The organism is Asticcacaulis sp. AC402, assembly GCF_000495835.1.
Classification (GTDB): Bacteria; Pseudomonadota; Alphaproteobacteria; order Caulobacterales; family Caulobacteraceae; genus Asticcacaulis.
Genome location: NZ_AWGC01000039.1, coordinates 1 through 16,905, shown reverse-complemented (window position 1 = coordinate 16,905; position 16,905 = coordinate 1). Strand labels below are relative to the sequence as shown.

12 protein-coding genes are annotated in these 16,905 nt (G+C 59.8%); 8 read left to right on the top strand and 4 right to left on the bottom strand.

Annotated features, from left to right (window positions below; translation table 11 throughout):
• Both ABAC402_RS39520 and ABAC402_RS40370 read left to right on the top strand, forming a co-directional pair.
• The coding region (locus ABAC402_RS39520) for a Calx-beta domain-containing protein (RefSeq protein WP_023451024.1) at window positions 1-2,523 on the top strand (2,523 nt) is incomplete at its 5' end.
• 179 nt (window positions 2,524-2,702) lie between these two features.
• Window positions 2,703-5,798: a calcium-binding protein gene (locus tag ABAC402_RS40370; protein WP_023451023.1), complete on the top strand. Its 3,096-nt coding sequence runs from the start codon at window positions 2,703-2,705 to the stop codon at window positions 5,796-5,798.
• A gap of 140 nt (window positions 5,799-5,938) precedes the next feature.
• On the opposite strand, the gene ABAC402_RS37270 is transcribed toward ABAC402_RS40370, so the two are convergent.
• Window positions 5,939-8,158 (bottom strand): bifunctional diguanylate cyclase/phosphodiesterase, encoded by a 2,220-nt coding sequence (locus tag ABAC402_RS37270; protein ID WP_031236015.1) that lies wholly within the window; start codon window positions 8,156-8,158, stop codon window positions 5,939-5,941.
• Between the two features lie 224 nt (window positions 8,159-8,382).
• Here ABAC402_RS37270 and ABAC402_RS37265 point away from each other — a divergent pair, with 224 nt between their 5' ends.
• From ABAC402_RS37265 to ABAC402_RS37245, 6 genes are all read left to right on the top strand, one after another.
• Entirely contained in the window at window positions 8,383-8,988 is a 606-nt protein-coding gene (locus ABAC402_RS37265; RefSeq protein WP_235080046.1) for a glutathione S-transferase N-terminal domain-containing protein, read from the top strand.
• Window positions 8,989-9,021: 33 nt separating this feature from the next.
• A complete protein-coding gene (prfA, locus tag ABAC402_RS37260; RefSeq protein WP_040410109.1) occupies window positions 9,022-10,095 on the top strand; it encodes a peptide chain release factor 1 in 1,074 nt (357 codons plus the stop codon).
• Window positions 10,095-10,901, top strand: a complete 807-nt coding sequence (locus ABAC402_RS37255) for an MOSC domain-containing protein (RefSeq protein ID WP_023451019.1) — start codon at window positions 10,095-10,097, stop codon at window positions 10,899-10,901. The genes prfA and ABAC402_RS37255 overlap by 1 nt, the downstream gene beginning before the upstream one ends.
• An 85-nt stretch (window positions 10,902-10,986) precedes the next feature.
• Window positions 10,987-11,703 (top strand): 2,3-diphosphoglycerate-dependent phosphoglycerate mutase, encoded by a 717-nt coding sequence (gpmA, locus tag ABAC402_RS37250; protein WP_023451018.1) that lies wholly within the window; start codon window positions 10,987-10,989, stop codon window positions 11,701-11,703.
• Window positions 11,704-11,873: 170 nt separating this feature from the next.
• On the top strand, window positions 11,874-12,899 hold the full coding sequence (locus ABAC402_RS40735) for a DUF559 domain-containing protein (protein WP_023451017.1): 1,026 nt from the start codon (window positions 11,874-11,876) through the stop codon (window positions 12,897-12,899).
• 66 nt (window positions 12,900-12,965) lie between these two features.
• Window positions 12,966-14,219 carry a pentapeptide repeat-containing protein gene (locus ABAC402_RS37245; protein WP_023451016.1) on the top strand — a complete coding sequence of 418 codons (1,254 nt, stop codon included), beginning with the start codon at window positions 12,966-12,968 and terminating at the stop codon, window positions 14,217-14,219.
• Between the two features lie 315 nt (window positions 14,220-14,534).
• Here the strand turns inward: ABAC402_RS37245 and ABAC402_RS37240 are convergent, their stop codons facing one another.
• From ABAC402_RS37240 to trxB, 3 genes are all read right to left on the bottom strand, one after another.
• Entirely contained in the window at window positions 14,535-15,011 is a 477-nt protein-coding gene (locus ABAC402_RS37240; RefSeq protein ID WP_023451015.1) for an Hsp20 family protein, read from the bottom strand.
• Window positions 15,012-15,212: 201 nt separating this feature from the next.
• Complete coding sequence (locus ABAC402_RS40365; protein ID WP_023451014.1) at window positions 15,213-15,383, bottom strand: hypothetical protein; 171 nt, start codon at window positions 15,381-15,383, stop codon at window positions 15,213-15,215.
• A gap of 153 nt (window positions 15,384-15,536) precedes the next feature.
• Window positions 15,537-16,595: a thioredoxin-disulfide reductase gene (gene trxB / locus ABAC402_RS37235; RefSeq protein WP_023451013.1), complete on the bottom strand. Its 1,059-nt coding sequence runs from the start codon at window positions 16,593-16,595 to the stop codon at window positions 15,537-15,539.
• Window positions 16,596-16,905: the final 310 nt, after the last annotated feature.

The window sequence follows — 16,905 nt, the reverse complement described above, 5'->3', positions numbered from 1 at the left end:
AGCTCGAACGACTTCGTCGACCTTTTAGGATATCTGACCTTCTCGCCGGGTGAGACCGTTAAAACCGTCCGTATCCCGATCACGAATGACAGCCTGGATGAAGTCAATGAGGCCTTCACTCTTGAGCTCTACAGCCCCAGCAACAATGTTACGCTGGCGAAGAATATCGGCACGGCGACCATCGTTGACAACGACGCGCCATCGGGCACCCCCGTGATTTCCATCGGCGATTTCGTCATCGATGAAGCGGCGGGTGAAGCCAGTTTCATCATCATTCTGGACCGGCCGAGCGGTCTGGTGGTGTCGCTGAACTATGCGACGCAAAACGGTGGCGCGGTGGCGGGGTCGGACTATGTGGCGGTCAGCGGCAGCCTGAACTTTGCGCCCGGCCAGACGGTACACACGGTCAAGGTGCCGCTGATTAATGATACGGTGACGGAGGGCTCGGAGGCCTTCAACCTGGTGATCAGCAGCCTGGTCAATGCTACGACCCTGGATGCGGTCGGGACGGCAGTGATCGGGGCCAATGACTCGACACCGTCGGTCATGCCGAACATCGCGGTGGACGATGTGGTGGTCGGCGAAGGCCAGGACTTTGTCGATTTTATTGTGCGCCTGGACGCGCCGGGGACGGCTGCCGTAACAGTGAACTGGCGGACGAACTACCAGACAGCGAACTCGAACGACTTCGTCGACCTTTTAGGATATCTGACCTTCTCGCCGGGTGAGACCGTTAAAACCGTCCGTATCCCGATCACGAATGACAGCCTGGATGAAGTCAACGAGGTCTTCACTCTAGAGCTCTACAGCCCCAGCAACAATGTCACCCTGGCCAAGAATATCGGCACGGCTATAATCGTGGACGATGATGGCGTTGCGGCGCCGCCGGCAACCCTGAACGGGACGGGCGATACCGATGTCCTGTTCGGCAGCAATGCCGGCGAAACCATCAATGCCGGGGATGGCGACGACATCGCGTTCGGACAGGGTGGCAACGACACCGTCAACGGCGGTCAGGGCAATGACAGTCTCGACGGCGGGACGGGCAGCGACCTGTTGACGGGCGGGACGGGCAACGACACGTTCTACGTCGATAGTGCCGCCGACGATGTCGTCGAGCTGAGTGGCCAGGGGACCGACCTGGTTGTCGCAAGTACCAGCTACAGTCTGGCCGGGCGGGTGGTCGAGAACCTGACCCTGACCGGAAGTGTCCCTATCGATGCGACCGGTAACGGCCTCGGCAATACCTTGACCGGCAATGCCGGCAACAACAGCCTGGATGGCGGCGGGGCCAACGACACCCTGATCGGAGGCGCCGGCAACGATACCTACTATGTCCAGGCCATCGGTGATGTCGTCGTCGAACTGTCCGGCGAAGGCACGGACCTGGTGGTTTCATCGCTGACCTGGTCGCTGGCCGGCCTGTTGGTTGAAAACCTGAGCCTGACTGGATCGGCGGATCTGAATGGCACAGGCAATAGTCTTGGGAACAGCGTGACCGGTAATGCCGGCCACAATGCGCTGGATGGCGGCGCGGGGAGTGACACCCTGGCCGGTGGCCTGGGCAACGACACCTATTACGTCGATGCCGCCGGCGACAGCGTCGTCGAAGCTGCGGGCGGTGGCACCGACCTGATCATCGCGTCGGTCAGCTACAGCCTGGCCGGCAAGCAGGCTGAAAACCTGACCCTGACGGGAGCGGCTGCCAACGCCACAGGCAATGGACTGGCCAATGTACTGACGGGCAATGGCGGCGCCAACCTGCTGGACGCCAGCGGGGGCCATGACAGCCTCGATGGTGGCGCCGGCACCGATACCCTGATCGGCGGCAGCGGCAACGACAGTTATGTCGTCGATAGCACCGGCGACGTGATTACCGAAGCTGCCGGCGGTGGGACGGATGCCGTCCGGTCGTCAGTGACCTATACGCTGTCGTCTGATGTTGAGAGCCTGACCCTGACCGGTACCGCGGCAATCAACGGCACCGGCAATGCTGTCGGCAACGTCCTGACCGGCAATACAGGTAACAACGTGTTGAGCGGCGGACTCGGCAACGATAGCTACTATGTCCAGAACAGCGGCGACACTGTGGTCGAACTGGGCGGTGAGGGAACGGATGTCATCTTCTCGGTGGTGACCTATTCGCTCAACGGTCGATATGCGGAGACGATCAACCTTACTGGATCGGCCAATATCAATGCCACGGGTAATTCGCTGACCAATACCCTGGTCGGCAATAGCGGGATCAATATCCTGAATGGCAAGGGCGGCAAGGACAGTCTGACCGGGGGCCTGGGGGCGGACGTGTTCCTGTTCGAGGCCAGCAACGGCAAGGACACCATCACCGATTTCTCGGCGGCGCAGAACGACACCATCAATGTCAATGCGATCACTGGCGGGGTGGCGAATGCGGGGCTGGTCGCCCAGGTCGGCGGCAATGTGGTGATTACATTTAGCGCCAGCAACACCATCACGGTTATTGGCGCGACACAAGCCGACGTGCTGGCGCACATGGTATGGTGAGGCTTGATTGCTGTTTTGAGTGAGTCCTAAGAGCCGCAGGTTTCCAGCGTGCGACGCCTCGAATAGCTTTAAGTGGTCCAAGCTCGTCAGCTATCGCGCGGAGCGTAACAAGGGCGAATTGAGTTTAAGTCGTTGCGCATTGAGTAAGCATGTTCCAATCAAAACAGCACGAGGTTGATATGGCTATCTTCGATGGTACCCCGGGTAATGATACGTACGAAGGCACAGCGTTAGAAGATTCGGTTAACGGCGCAGGGGGGAATGATATTCTGCGCGGCGGCGGAGGTGGCGACGTACTTGATGGCGGGGATGCTTCCGATCAGTTGTATTCCAACGTGGCAGATTGGGGTGGCGGTTGGGATAGCGGCGTAGAGGTTGACAGCCTCAACGGTGGTTCAGGGAACGACGAGTTGTTTGCCGGTTATGGTGACTATGTTGATGGAGGCGCCAATACGGACATCCTGCTCTTGTCGCTGGCTGGCGCTAACGCAGGGGTTACTGCTGACTTGACGGCTTCATTTTCTGGCGGCGTGTCGACGATTGGTGGCGGGCTATTGACTGGCTTAGAACAGTATACGCTCATTCTCGGTTCTTCCCATTCTGACGTCATTAATGTCGGCAACGGCATTGAAGTCGACGGCCCCTACGTCTACGGCAGAGGCATTTACGGTAACGACGGTAACGACACGGTCTTCGGGGGTTCTTCTGCCAATAGTTTCTATGGGGAAGGCGGCAATGATGTTCTTAACGGCCTGGGCGGCAATGATCGCCTCTATGGTGGAATAGACAACGACATTTTGAATGGTGGCGACGCTTCGGACTACTTATATTCCAACGTGGCAGATTGGGGTGGCGGTTGGGATACCGGCGTAGAAATTGACAGCCTCAACGGTGGTTCAGGGAACGACGAGTTGTTTGCCGGTTATGGTGACTATGTTGACGGTGGCGCCAATACGGACATCCTGCTCTTGTCGCTGGCTGGCGCTGACGCAGGCGTTACGGCTGACTTGACGGCTTCATTCTCTGGCGGTGTCTCGACGATTGGCGGTGGGCAGTTGACTGGTTTGGAGCGGTACACGCTCATTCTCGGCTCCTCCCATTCTGACGTCATTAATGTCGGCAACGGGATTGAAATCGACGGACCCTATGTCTACGGCAGAGGCATTTACGGTAACGACGGTAACGACACGGTCTTCGGGGGGGCTTCTGCCAACAGTTTCTATGGGGAAGGGGGCAATGATGTTCTTAACGGCCTGGGCGGCAATGATCGCCTCTATGGTGGAATTGACAACGACAGTTTGAATGGTGGCGACGCTTCGGACTATTTGTATTCAAACGTGGCAGATTGGGGTGGCGGTTGGGATACGGGCGTAGAAATTGACAGCCTCAACGGTGCTTCAGGGAACGACGAGTTGTTTGCCGGTTATGGTGACTATGTTGATGGTGGTGCCAATACGGATATTCTGCTCTTGTCGCTGGCTGGCGCTGATGCAGGCGTTACGGCTGACTTGACGGCTTCATTCTCTGGCGGTGTCTCGACGATTGGCGGCGGGCAGTTGACTGGTTTGGAGCGGTACACGCTCATTCTCGGCTCCTCCCATTCTGACGTCATTAATGTCGGCAACGGGATTGAAATCGACGGACCCTACGTCTACGGCAGAGGCATTTACGGTAACGACGGTAACGACACGGTCTTCGGGGGTTCTTCTGCCAATAGTTTCTATGGGGAAGGGGGCAATGATGTTCTTAACGGCCTGGGCGGCAATGATCGCCTCTATGGTGGAATTGACAACGACAGTTTGAATGGTGGCGACGCTTCGGACTACTTATATTCCAACGTGGCAGATTGGGGTGGCGGTTGGGATACGGGCGTAGAAATTGACAGCCTCAACGGTGGTTCAGGGAACGACGAGTTGTTTGCCGGTTATGGTGACTATGTTGATGGTGGCGCCAATACCGACATCCTGCTCTTGTCGCTGGCCGGCGCTGACACAGGGGCTACTGCTGACCTGACGGCGGCGTTTTCTGGGGGCGTGTCCACAATTGGCGGCGGGCTGATGACCGGCTTGGAGCGGTACACTCTCGTTCTCGGGTCTGCCCATTCTGACGTCATCAATGTCGGAAACGGGATTGAAACTGGCGGGCCGTACGTTTTCGGTACTGGCATTTACGGCAACGATGGGAATGACACGGTGTCCGGCGGTTCCTTCGCCAACAGTCTCCTCGGACAGGGGGGCAATGATGTTCTTTACGGCCTGGGCGGCAACGACGCGTTGTATGGCGGTTCAGAAGGTGACATTCTGGAAGGCGGCGCCGGTGATGACACTCTGAATGGTGGTAGCGAGACGGATACGGCATACTACGGCAGCGCCACGGGTTCTGTTATTGTTAACTTAGCTATTTCGGTCGCTCAGAATACCGGCGGTGCTGGGTTTGATACTCTCCTGGAGCTGGAAAACCTGACCGGGTCGGGATATGCTGACACTTTGGTGGGAAATGACGCTGCCAATGTCCTGGATGGGGGCAATGGAAATGACACTCTAAGTGGTGGGATCGGAGACGATACCTACTATGTTCAGGAAACTGGAGACAAGGTCGTTGAGCTGGGGGGAGAAGGAACGGATACCATTTTCTCAACCGTCAATTACAGCCTGAATGGACGGTATGTTGAAACTCTTACCCTGACCGGCACAGCCAATACAACTGCGACCGGTAACTCTTTGGCCAACACCTTGAACGGCAATGTCGGGAACAATGTCCTTGATGGCGCTGCAGGGAACGACACTATGGCCGGCGGAATGGGCGATGACACCTATTATGTCCAGGCAACAGGTGACAACGTCATTGAGGCCGGGGGCGCCGGGACAGACCTGATCTATTCGAGCGTGACCTACACCTTGGCCGGGCGGTTCGCTGAAACTCTGAATCTGACGGGTACGGCCAACATCAACGCCACCGGCAATTCCAACAGCAATACGCTGATCGGAAATGACGGCAATAATACGCTGAACGGCAAGGCCGGCGCCGACAAGCTGACGGGCGGCTTGGGCGCGGATATCTTTCTGTTCGAAGCCGGCAGCGCCAAGGACATCATCTTTGACTTCAGCGCGGCGCAGAACGATACCATCAATGTCAATGCCTATACCGGCGGGGTGGCCAATGCCGGCCTCGTCGCCCAGGTCGGCGGCAATGTGGTGATTACCTTCAGCGCCAGCAACACCATCACGGTTATCGGGGCAAACCAGGCGGACGTGCTGGCGCATATGGTGTGGTAGGTTCCGCGCCGATCAGCGCTGTCAGGTTTCCGGGTGCGGGGCCTGCCCTTCGCAGGCTCCGGGCGTTCGTTGCGGAAATCGCTACACTGTAGCGATTTCATCCGGTTTGCGGTTCGCAAACCGGCGCACCTCACCCCTGCTTAACTTACCTGCTTCATTCCATCGACGTTGCCGTCGCTGATGGTCAGGCGGCGGTCGTGGCGCATCATCTCGTCGATCTCTTCGCGCGGCACCGGCTTTGAGAACAGGTACCCCTGGATGATCTGGCAGCCGGTCTGGCGCAGGATCGCCTTCTGCGCCCGGGTCTCGACGCCTTCAGCGACGATGTTCAGGTTCAGCGCCTTGCTCAGCTTGACAATGGCGCGGATGACGGCCTCGGATTCCGGGTCGACGCCCAGATTGGACACGAAAGAGCGGTCGATCTTGATCTTGTCAACCGGATAGCGGCTGAGATAGCCCAGTGACGAATAGCCGGTACCGAAATCGTCGAGCGCGATCGAGAAGCCCATGTGGCGCAAGTCACGCAGCACGGTCTGGGTGGTGGTGTCGTCGTTGAGAAGGACGCCTTCGGTGATCTCGATCTCGATCTGGGTGGCGGCGGTATGGGTTTCGGCGAGCAGGTTACGCATGTGGCCGACGAAGGAAGCGCGGCGAAGTTGGGTCGCCGAGACATTGACAGCGACCTTCAACCCGGGCCAACGGTGCGAATCCGTCATCGCGCGGCGCATGACCAGGCTGCCGAGTTCGTGCATCAGCCCGCATTCTTCGGCCAGCGGGATGAAATAGGACGGTGACACCGGGCCGCGGGTCGGATGGGTCCAGCGGCACAGGGCCTCGACGCCAACGATGTTGCCGAAGTGGTCGACCTGGGGCTGATAGACGACGTCGATGTCCTCAACATGGATGGCTTCGCGCAGGCCGGTTTCCAGCGTTTTGCGCAGCTTTATGGTGGCGTCCATCTCGACTTCGAAGAAAGCGTACTGGCCGCGGCCGAGGTCCTTGGCGCGATACAGCGCCAGGTCGGCCTGACGCAGAGCCTCGGCCGGTTCGACATCGCTATCGTGGATCAGGGTAACGCCGATCGAACATGAGGAGAAGACCTGGCCGCTCTGAAGATTGACGGTGCCGGTCAGGACCTCCAGGACGCGCTTGGCCAGGGCGGCCGTGCTCAATCCGTCGGTGTCGGTCTGGATGATGACGAATTCGTCGCCGCCCAGGCGCGCCAGGGTGTCACCCGAACGGATGATGCCGCTGATCTTGGTGGCATTGTGGCGGATCAGTTCGTCGCCGGCGAGGTGGCCCAGGGTGTCGTTGACGTCCTTGAAGCGATCGAGACCGATGCACATAACCGAAACCTGGCCGCCCTGGCGGTTCAGTCGCTCGCACGCCTGTTTCAGGCGGTCGGCGAACAGGGTGCGGTTGGGCAGGCCGGTCAGGGCATCGTGCAGGGCCATATGCTTGGCCTTGGCCTCGCTGGCGATCAGGCCCTGGGCGGCCTTTTGGCTCTGGTGCAGCAGAACAAGAGCGATCAGTCCCAGGCCCAGGGAAATCATCAGCACGGGGGCCAGGGAACGAACAAACAGGGTGCGGCCGGGCGTGTCGGGCATCCATACCAGTTCGACCATGACCTCGCCGGTACTGTCGTCGCGGAAGGTAACGGCGGCCGAGCCTTCCGGGCGGGTCTGACCGGGCTGCACCAGCTTGATTTCCGATACCATATAGCGTTGGGACAGGGCGACCAGTTCCTGCTGGCTCAGTTCGTGGGTTCCGACAGCGATATAGGGCTTGTAGGCCAGCAACTTGGGGTCCTGGCTGTCGGGCAACAGGAAGCTGACGCCAATAATGTAGATTTTGCCATTGACGGCAATCAGCCGGCCGACGTGGTTGCTGTCGGAATTGTAGCTGAGGCCGCGGGCAGCACGTTCGCCAAAGCGGGTGCGCAGATCCTTAATGACTCCGGCCGCCTGTTGGGAGATGCCATCGAACGACTGGGTATCGGCCTCCGCGCCTTTGCGATAGGCAAAGACGATGGCGCCCTTGTCGTCCATCAGGAAGTTGGACTCGAACTTGAGATAGCTTTCGAAATAGCCGCCGATATTGTCCTTTACCCACTTCTTGTCATACTTGACATGGGTGCTTTCGACCGCCTTGTCCCAGATGGTGATAGGCGTCATCAATAGCGCATGGTCGTCCGCCATCTGGTTCAAACCCAGCTTGACCAGGCTTTCCTCGCGATTGCGCGACAGGGTGTCAGCCTGATCGGCCCACATCCACAAGCTGCCCACCAAAGCGCAGACAGCCACGACGACGATCAGAGCCATCGGGGCCAGCAGTTTGAGTTCGCTTACGCTACGTTTCACCAGGACCCTCGTTCTGAGGCAAATTTCTATCGTTAGTCGTCTCGACACTTGGTGACCGTAATCGAAACTTGTTAAATTAAGGCAAACACTTGCCATTTTTTGGTAAAGCTTTGTTAACCTTGTTATGCTGCGCAGGCCCCGCAAGAATCGTATACAACGCCTTCACGGCAAGGCGTTTGCGGTCGATCTGGGGCAGCGTCAGGATTCATGCCGCGGGAGGCCCCATGAAACTTTCTATCATGAAACTTTTTATCAATTCCGGATCACCCTTTGCCCGCAAGGTGCGGATTGTGGTGCGCGAGAAAGGACTTATGGATCAGGTCGAGGAGGTCTTCGTCGTTCCGGTCGAAAGTCCTTCCGATCTGGTACGGGCCAATCCGCTGTCCCAGATTCCGGCCTTGATCGTGGACGGTACGTGCTGGACCGACTCAAGCCTGATCGCCCACTGGCTGGACGCCCTGGGAGCGGAACCGCGGCTGCTGCCGGAGGGCGAGGCGGTGTGGCCGGTGCGGCGTCTGGAGGTGCTGGGCGCGGGGCTGCTCGAGATGACGGTCAAGATGGTGCTGGAAAACCGCCGGCCGGAAAGCGAGCGCTCGCCCTTCTGGCTCAAACGGTGGGAGGACAATCTGCTGCGCGGTTTTGCCGTCGCCGAAACCGCTTGTCCGGCGGCTGAGGTTTTTGACCTCGGCAGCCTGACCCTGGGCCTTGCGGCCACCTACGCCGATTTCCGTTATCCGCAGATCGATTGGCGCCGCGTGGCGCCCAGGGTGGCGGCCCTGCAGGCGCAATTGGAAAAGCGCCAGAGCTTCATTGATACCTATCCCAAATAAAGCTAAGCGGGGGCCTTCAGGAGATATTCGTTGATACATCTGCCCCAAGCCAAGCTCGACCAGGTCATGGACCGCTTCCGCATGATCGAGGCGCGCATGGAATCGACGACCGATGGCGCCGAAATCGTCCGGCTGTCGAAAGAACATGCCGAGATCAAGCCGGTGTGCGACGCGGTCGAGAGACTGTTGAAGGCACGCAACCAGGTGCCGGAACTGGAAGAGATGGTCGCAATGAACGATCCCGACCTGTCGCCCCTGGCGCAGGACGAGCTGACGGAGTTGCGGGCGTACCTGCCGGACCTGGAACGCGGCGTCGCGCTGCTGCTGGCGCCCAAGGACAAGGACGAAAACGCTTCGGCCATCCTTGAAGTCCGCGCCGGCACAGGGGGTGATGAGGCCGCCCTGTTCGCCGGTGATCTGTTTCGCATGTATTCGCGCTATGCGGCGTTGCAGGGCTGGCGGGTCGAGGTCGACAGCCTGTCGGAAGGCGAAATGGGCGGTTTCAAAGAAATCATCGCTTCGGTGACCGGCGATGGGGTGTTCGGCAAGCTGAAATTTGAATCCGGCGTCCACCGCGTGCAGCGCGTGCCGGAGACCGAAGCCGGCGGCCGCATCCATACCTCGGCGGCAACCGTGGCAGTGCTGCCAGAAGCCGAGGATGTCGAAATCGATATCCAGGACAAGGATCTGCGCATCGACACCTACCGTTCGTCAGGCGCCGGCGGACAACACGTCAACAAGACCGACTCGGCCGTGCGCATCACCCACCTGCCGACCGGCATCGTTGTCACCAGCTCGGAAAAGTCGCAGCACCAGAACCGCGCCATCGCCATGCGTAACCTCAAGGCCCGCATGTATGACATGCAGCGCCAGGCGCTGGATACGGCCCGTTCCGACTCGCGCAAGTCCCAGGTCGGTTCGGGCGACCGGTCGGAACGGATACGGACCTATAACTACCCGCAGGGCCGGGTCAGCGACCATCGCATCAATCTGACGCTCTATAACCTGCCCCAGTTTATGGAAGGCGACATGGGCCAGATGATCAACGCCCTGATCGCCGAGGACCAGGCCGATCGCCTGGCTCAGCTTGAAGATGAGTTCCGCTGATGACCGGCACGGTTTCCGCTCTCTGGCGGCACCCGGTCAAGGGCTTTACGCCGGAAGCTGTAACGCAGGCGCATCTCCACGAAGGCGGCTTCTTTCCGTACGACCGATTGTTTGCGCTGGAGGTCGGGCCATCGGGTTTCAACCCGTCGGCGCCTAAAACGGTCTCGAAAATGAAGTTCGCCGTGCTGGCCCGGTTCGCGTCCGTGGCGAAGTTGCACACCCGTTATGACGAAGACCTCGCCATACTTTCGGTGACCGAAGGCAGCGGCGAAACGGCAGAGTTCGCGTTGGCCACGGCCCACGGTCAACAGGCGTTGGCGCGCCATGTCGAGGGCGTTCTAGACGCAAACGAGGACTATGATCGCGTTGTACAGCCGTTGAACTTCCTGACTGCATCCGGCGTTGAGGCGACGGGCGAACATTTCCGCTTTACCGATTCGGGCAAGGGGTTTGTATCCTTTCTCAATCTCAACTCGTTGCGTGATGTCAGCGCACGGATGGGCGGGCCGGCGCTCGATCCGTTGCGGCTGCGCGCCAATATCTGGGTTGAGGACTGGTCGCCGTTTGTGGACCATGGCTGGGTCGGGCGGACCTTGCGCATCGGTGACAGTGGCCCGGAGCTGGACGTGTTGAAGCCGATTGTCCGCTGTGTCGCCACGCACGTGAATCCCACGACGGCCGAGCGCGATATCGACCTGTGCACGGCGCTGTGGGACAATTACGGCCATCGCGACTGCGGCATCTATGCCCGCATCGTCAAGAGTGGAGTTGTGCGGCCGGGAGATGCGGTCCATCTGGTGGCTTGACTTGCCAGCTTGACTTGCCAGCTTGACTTGGCTGAGCAGGCTTCTATGTAGCCTGTGACTCTCACGACCATGCACAGGTGACACCATGCCGACCCTCGTCCTGCTTCGCCACGGCCAAAGCCAGTGGAACCTTGAAAACCGCTTTACCGGCTGGGTCGATGTCGACCTGACCGCCGAGGGCGAGGCCCAGGCACGCCGCGGTGGCGAACTCATCAAGGCCGAAGGCATCGATATCGACCGCGCCTTTACCTCGGTTCTAACGCGCGCCATCCGTACGTGTAACCTGGCGCTGGATGCGGCGGGCCAGACCTATGTGCCGGTGATCAAGGACTGGCATCTGAACGAGCGCCACTATGGCGGGCTGACGGGGCTGGACAAGGCCGAAACAGCCGCCAAGCATGGCGAAGACCAGGTCCGGGTGTGGCGCCGGTCATATGACGTCCCGCCGCCGCCGCTGGACGCCGGCGGTGAGTATGATTTCAAGGCTGACCGTCGTTACGCCGGAGTGGAACTGCCGGACACCGAAAGCCTGAAGACGACGCTCGATCGCGTGCTGCCGTTCTGGGACGGAGTCATTACGCCGGCGCTGACGTCGGGTGAGACGGTTTTGGTGGCGGCACACGGCAACTCCATCCGGGCGATTTTGAAGCTGTTGTTCAATCTGAGCGAAGAGGCGATCCTGGACGTCGAGGTCCCGACCAGCAATCCGCTGGTGATCGAACTGGATGACGGGTTGAAGCCGGTTTCGGCACGGTATCTGGACCAGACGCGCGCCAACCCCGTGCCGGAATTGGCGGGGTAGAGCTGAAATTCTTCTCCCTCTCCCCGCTTGCGGGGAGAGGGTAGGGGTGAGGGGCTTCTTAAACCGTCCGGTGCGCGATCGTCTTCGGAAGGCCCCTCACCCGATCGCGTTCACTTCGTTCCGCTCTCGTCCTCTCCCCGTAAACGGGGAGAGGCAAAAGGAAGGTCGCTATGCGTGGACCCGACGAAAAAAAGACCGACCGCGCGAGAAGTTTGCGAAAAGCCGGAAATAATGCGGAGTGGGCGGTTTGGAACGGTCTTCGCAACCGCATGCTCAGTGGCCGTAAATTCGTCCGTCAACTGCCGATAGGCCCCTATTTTGCTGACTTTGCCTGTCGCGAGCTTAATCTTGTTATCGAGATCGACGGCAGCCAGCACAACGACAGCCACGATGATCGTGTCCGTGACCTGTACATGAACAAGCTTGGTTGGTCTGTGGCGAGGTTTGTAATCGGCGATGCGGCACCGATTTTGGATACGATCGCGGGCATTTGTGACGGCGACATTTCTGAGTCCGTCCGATCGCCAGAATTTAACTTCTACCCCGCCTGGAATGCCCCTATCCCCTCACGTGGAGAAAGGGAGTTTGACAGCATTTTCATGGCTAGAGCTATTTCTCTGGCTCGTCCCGGCCATACATGGCCCAATCCCGCTGTCGGATGTGTGCTGGTCAAGGATGGTGTTGTCATTGCAGAGGGCGCGACCGGTGACGGGGGCCGCCCGCACGCCGAAGAAAACGCTCTCGATGCCGCCGGTGAAACGGCAAGGGGAGCTACCGCCTATGTGACCCTGGAACCCTGCGGCAAGCGTTCGAGCGGCGGCGCATCCTGTTCGGAGCGATTGGTCGCAGCCGGTGTCGCCAGGGTTGTCTATGCCTGCGACGACCCGTCTCCCTATGCTTCACATGCTGGGCCGCAACGCCTCCGCAACGCTGGAATCGTCATTGAGTCCAGCCTTCTGGAAAGCGAGGCGGCGCACCTTATCGCGCCTTTCGCATATTTCCTGAAAACCGGAAAGCCGATGGTGCGCGAAAGCGGTGACCCCGCTGGTTTCGATGCCGAATTCCACCCCAACACGGATGCTGACCTTGCGTCGGAATTGGCGGCATGGGCGGGCAGGGGCTATCGTCATCTCTATGTCCTGCCGGGCTCTGACCTTGCGAAAAGCCTGCGAGCGCATGGCTACCTCACTGAATAAAGCCATTTTTTAAGACATTTCTGCCATGCTGCCCGTCCATGTAGTGTGAGTGAAAGCCGAAACAGTATGAACGCCACAGCGGGTGAACGACGCTACACCAAGCTGTCTCAGGCCCAGGTCGACGCAATCTGTCAAAAGCACGAGCGGTTTTTCCAGTGTAAACCGGGCGGCGGCCGGGCTGTGTTTGCCTGGTGCGACCTGTCCGGCCTCAGCTTCCGCGGCCGGGTGCTTCAGGATGCCGACTTCACCGCCGCCATCCTGGCCGACTGCGATCTGGCCGGCTGCAATTTCGACAAATCCAACCTGTTCTGCGCCGACCTGCAACTGGCCAATCTGATGGGGGCGTCCCTGCGGCGGGCCGACCTGCGCGGCGCCTGCCTGCGTGGCGCCAACCTGTCGGGTGTCGATCTGTTCGAGGCCGATCTGCGCGAAGGCGCCCTGGCCCTGCCCGACAAACACGCCGGCCTGGCCTATGTTGAAATTTCGATGCGCACGTCGGAAGCCACCTATGCCAACCTGCGCGGCGCCAATCTGGAACGTTCCAAACTTTCCGGAATTCAGGCCATGAAAGCCGACTTCACCGACGCCACCATGAAAGGCTGCAAGCTGGTTCGCGCCAATCTGAAGCAGGCGATCATGCACAATGTCGACCTGGCCGGCGCTGACCTGTCGGGGGCCGACTTTACCGGCGCCTCGATGAAGGACGCCGTGCTGATCGGCGCCAAGACCGACATGATGCGCACCGAACAGGCCGACATGTCCGGCGTGCTGACGGACAAGATAATCGGCACCGACGTCAAGTCCTTGCCCTATGGCGAGATGCTGCAGGACCACGCCCTGTGGGTTGATAGCCTGGGCAAGCAGGGTAAACCGTCGACCTTCGACAAGGCCGACCTGCGCGCCCTCGGTCAGATTCGCAACCTTAACCTGACGGCGCTGTCGGCGCGCGGTGCGGTCTTCTACGGCCTGGATATGAGCGGCATCCAATTGCAGGGTGCCCATCTTGAAGAGGCCGACCTGCGCAACTGCAATCTCAAGGGCGCCGATTTGCGCGGCGTTCGGATGTACAAGGCACGGCTCGATGGCGCCAATCTGGAGGGGGCAAAACTGGGCGCCCTCCAGATCGACGCCACCCGCGTCCTGCCGGCGGATTTGCGCGAAACCCGAATGCGCGGCGTCAACCTGGCCGATGCCGATTTGAGATTGGCCAATCTGGAGGGCGCCGACCTGTCACGCGCCAACCTCGAGGGCGCTTCCATGAAGCTGGAAGCTTTGGAACATGTCACGTGCGTGGGCCTGCGCGGCCGTCTGGCGAGTTGATCCCCGCTGCCGAATGAAAAAGACCCTTCAGACATCCTGTGATCCGCGGCCAGGGGGAGGGCAAGCCGTGCGGACCACAGGCGCCGAAGAGCCTGTCAGAGACTGATTGCAAACGAGTGAGGCCGGCCTGCAAAGGGCCGTTTTCTGCGCTTCCGGTGCTCACGTACTTAAGTACGCTCCGCTCCGGTTCTTGAAACCAGCCCTTTTCGGCTCGGCCTCCCCATTTTCAAAACAGTCTCTCAGTTTTCAGGGAGAAACTTGAAAGTAGTAGAGGTTACGCCGGACGCCTATCCGGCGTAACCTGAGGGGAAGACCTTACTCGGCGGCTTCCAGGGCGGCCGGCGTGTCAAACGCGGTATTGATGGCGATGGTCTTGGCCTTCTTGGCTTCCGGCACTTCGAGATGCAGCTGGATCGAAAGCAGGCCATTGGCCAGGTCCGCACTCGTGACGCGGATGTGGTCGGCCAGCTGGAAGCGGCGCTCGAACGAGCGTTCGGCCAGGCCGCGGTGCAGGAAGGTGCGATGGGCTTCATCACCATCCTTCTTGCCGGCGACAGTCAGCACGTTTTCCTTGACCTCGATATTGAGCTGGTCCGGACGGAAGCCGGCGACGGCGACTTCGATACGGTAAGAGTCGCCGGTTTCTGCGTCGGCGCCAGCGAGGCGCTCGATGTTATAGGGCGGCCAGCCCGGCGTGGCGTCGGCGCGGGCAGCGCTATCAAGCAAGCCGACGAGACGATCGAAGCCAACGGCGGAACGGTACAGGGGGGAAAAATCAACAGCGGTGCGCATAGGGCTCTCCTTACAGGAAGCGAGGCCTTACGGACTTTGTGCGTGGTCCGTAAAGGTATGACATTGAACGACATCGACATCCCCATCATGGGCAATGTTGCCATTCAAGAAGGCCCGTTATCGGCGCCTTCGCTCTAGAATTTGGGGGAAGAAAATTCAGGTTCAAGGGCGGATGTGAAAATTTTTCGTACCCCGGGGGATTCACATATGGGGACCCCGCATGAACAGAAGGGCACCGACCTGGCGCGGCGTCTGGGGGCGGCCAAGTATCGGGTGACTCAAGGCATTACCGGCGCCTTGGGCTTTGGCAATTTCAACCAGATGGTCAACCGGTTCCGCATCGAACAGGCTCAGCAGATGCTGAGCGATCATGGGCGTGATCACCTGCCGGTTCTGACGACCGCGCTGGGAGGGCGGGGGAAGTTCCTCTACCGCTTGCCAGCACGCCGCCGACCGAAAGATATCCTTCCATCATGCCGTGACGGCCACTTCGCGGTCCACGTCCCCATACATGGGGAGGAGACGTCAGACTTGGGCGACCAGCTTAGGTTTGGTGGCTTTCTTCTTGGCCTTTACCGGCAGCTTTTCAAACTCTTCGTCGATTTCCTTCGCCGTCAGCAGGCTGTGGTGATGGTCTTCCTCGGCCAGCAGGCGGATGGCTTCAAGTGCGGCCTGGCAGCCCATGCCGGCGGCGGTGACGGCCTGGCGGTAGACGTCGTCGGTAACGTCGCCAGCGGCATAGACGCCGGTGATCGAGGTCCTGGGCGTGCCGGGGTCGACGACCAGGTAACCACCCTGCTTGGTTTCCAATTGGCCTTCGAACAGTTGCGACGAAGGCGCATGGCCGATGGCGATAAACACCCCGTCAAGGTCGATGACGCGATCTTCACCACCCGTGGTCGAACTCAGGCGCACACCCGTGACTCCGGCGATGCCCATCATATTTGTGTCGCCCAGGATTTCATCGATGGCGGTATTCCAGATCGGCTCGATCTTGGGATTGTTGAGCAGGCGCTCGACCAGGATCTTCTCGGCGCGCAGCTGTTCGCGGCGGTGGATAAGATAGACCTTGGACGCGAATTTGGTCAGGAACAGGGCTTCCTCTACGGCCGTATTGCCGCCCCCGACCACGGCCACCACCTTGTTGCGATAAAAGAAACCGTCGCAGGTGGCGCAGGCCGAGACGCCGAAACCCTGGTAAGCCTTTTCCGAGTCAATCCCCAGCCACTTGGCCTGGGCGCCGGTCGCAATGATGACGGTTTCGGCCAGGTACTGGCCGCCGCTTTCCGTTTCCAGCCGGAACGGACGCTGGGACAGATCGGCCTTCGTGACGATCTCGGTGATGACCTCGGTGCCCATATGGACGGCCTGGTCGCGCATCTGGTCCATCAGCCACGGGCCCTGGACGACCTCGGCAAAACCTGGATAGTTCTCGACATCGGTGGTGATGGTCAGTTGGCCGCCGTCCTGGGGGCCGGTGAATATCACCGGCGCCAGCAGGCCGCGCGCGGCGTAGATGGCGGCGGTCCAGCCGGCCGGACCGGTGCCGATAATGGCGCAGCGAACTTTGCGGGGTTGGGACATGACGGGTACCTGAGGAATCGTGATTTTCGATTCCCTAGATAGGGATGAGGGATGGCGTTGTCATCCGTTAACGAATTGAGGGGGTGAAAAAGATGGTCGTGATCGAGGCGTCGTCGCTCGAAGGAAAGTAATACCAATCCACGATGACCTTGACTCATCGTGGATTGGCAAGGGCGACTGCCCGCCCGAGCTTTTGCGAGGAGCCATGCGGCGTTTGAGCTGAAGAAATGCGAATACCAAGCGTCATTCTTTATGAGGCTTGGTATAAGATACCCCTCCACCGCTTCGCGGTCCCCCTCCCCATCTCGTG

Bases quoted from the DNA above. Each gene is read 5' to 3' on its own strand.
- ABAC402_RS40370 (WP_023451023.1), top strand. From the start codon at position 2,703: ATGGCTATCTTCGATGGTACCCCGGGTAATGATACGTACGAAGGCACA.
- ABAC402_RS37265 (WP_235080046.1), top strand. From the start codon at position 8,383: ATGAAACTTTCTATCATGAAACTTTTTATCAATTCCGGATCACCCTTT.
- ABAC402_RS37255 (WP_023451019.1), top strand. From the start codon at position 10,095: ATGACCGGCACGGTTTCCGCTCTCTGGCGGCACCCGGTCAAGGGCTTT.
- gpmA (WP_023451018.1), top strand. From the start codon at position 10,987: ATGCCGACCCTCGTCCTGCTTCGCCACGGCCAAAGCCAGTGGAACCTT.
- ABAC402_RS40735 (WP_023451017.1), top strand. From the start codon at position 11,874: ATGCGTGGACCCGACGAAAAAAAGACCGACCGCGCGAGAAGTTTGCGA.
- ABAC402_RS37245 (WP_023451016.1), top strand. From the start codon at position 12,966: ATGAACGCCACAGCGGGTGAACGACGCTACACCAAGCTGTCTCAGGCC.
- ABAC402_RS37240 (WP_023451015.1), bottom strand. From the start codon at position 15,011: ATGCGCACCGCTGTTGATTTTTCCCCCCTGTACCGTTCCGCCGTTGGC.
- ABAC402_RS40365 (WP_023451014.1), bottom strand. From the start codon at position 15,383: ATGATCGCTCAGCATCTGCTGAGCCTGTTCGATGCGGAACCGGTTGAC.
- trxB (WP_023451013.1), bottom strand. From the start codon at position 16,595: ATGTCCCAACCCCGCAAAGTTCGCTGCGCCATTATCGGCACCGGTCCG.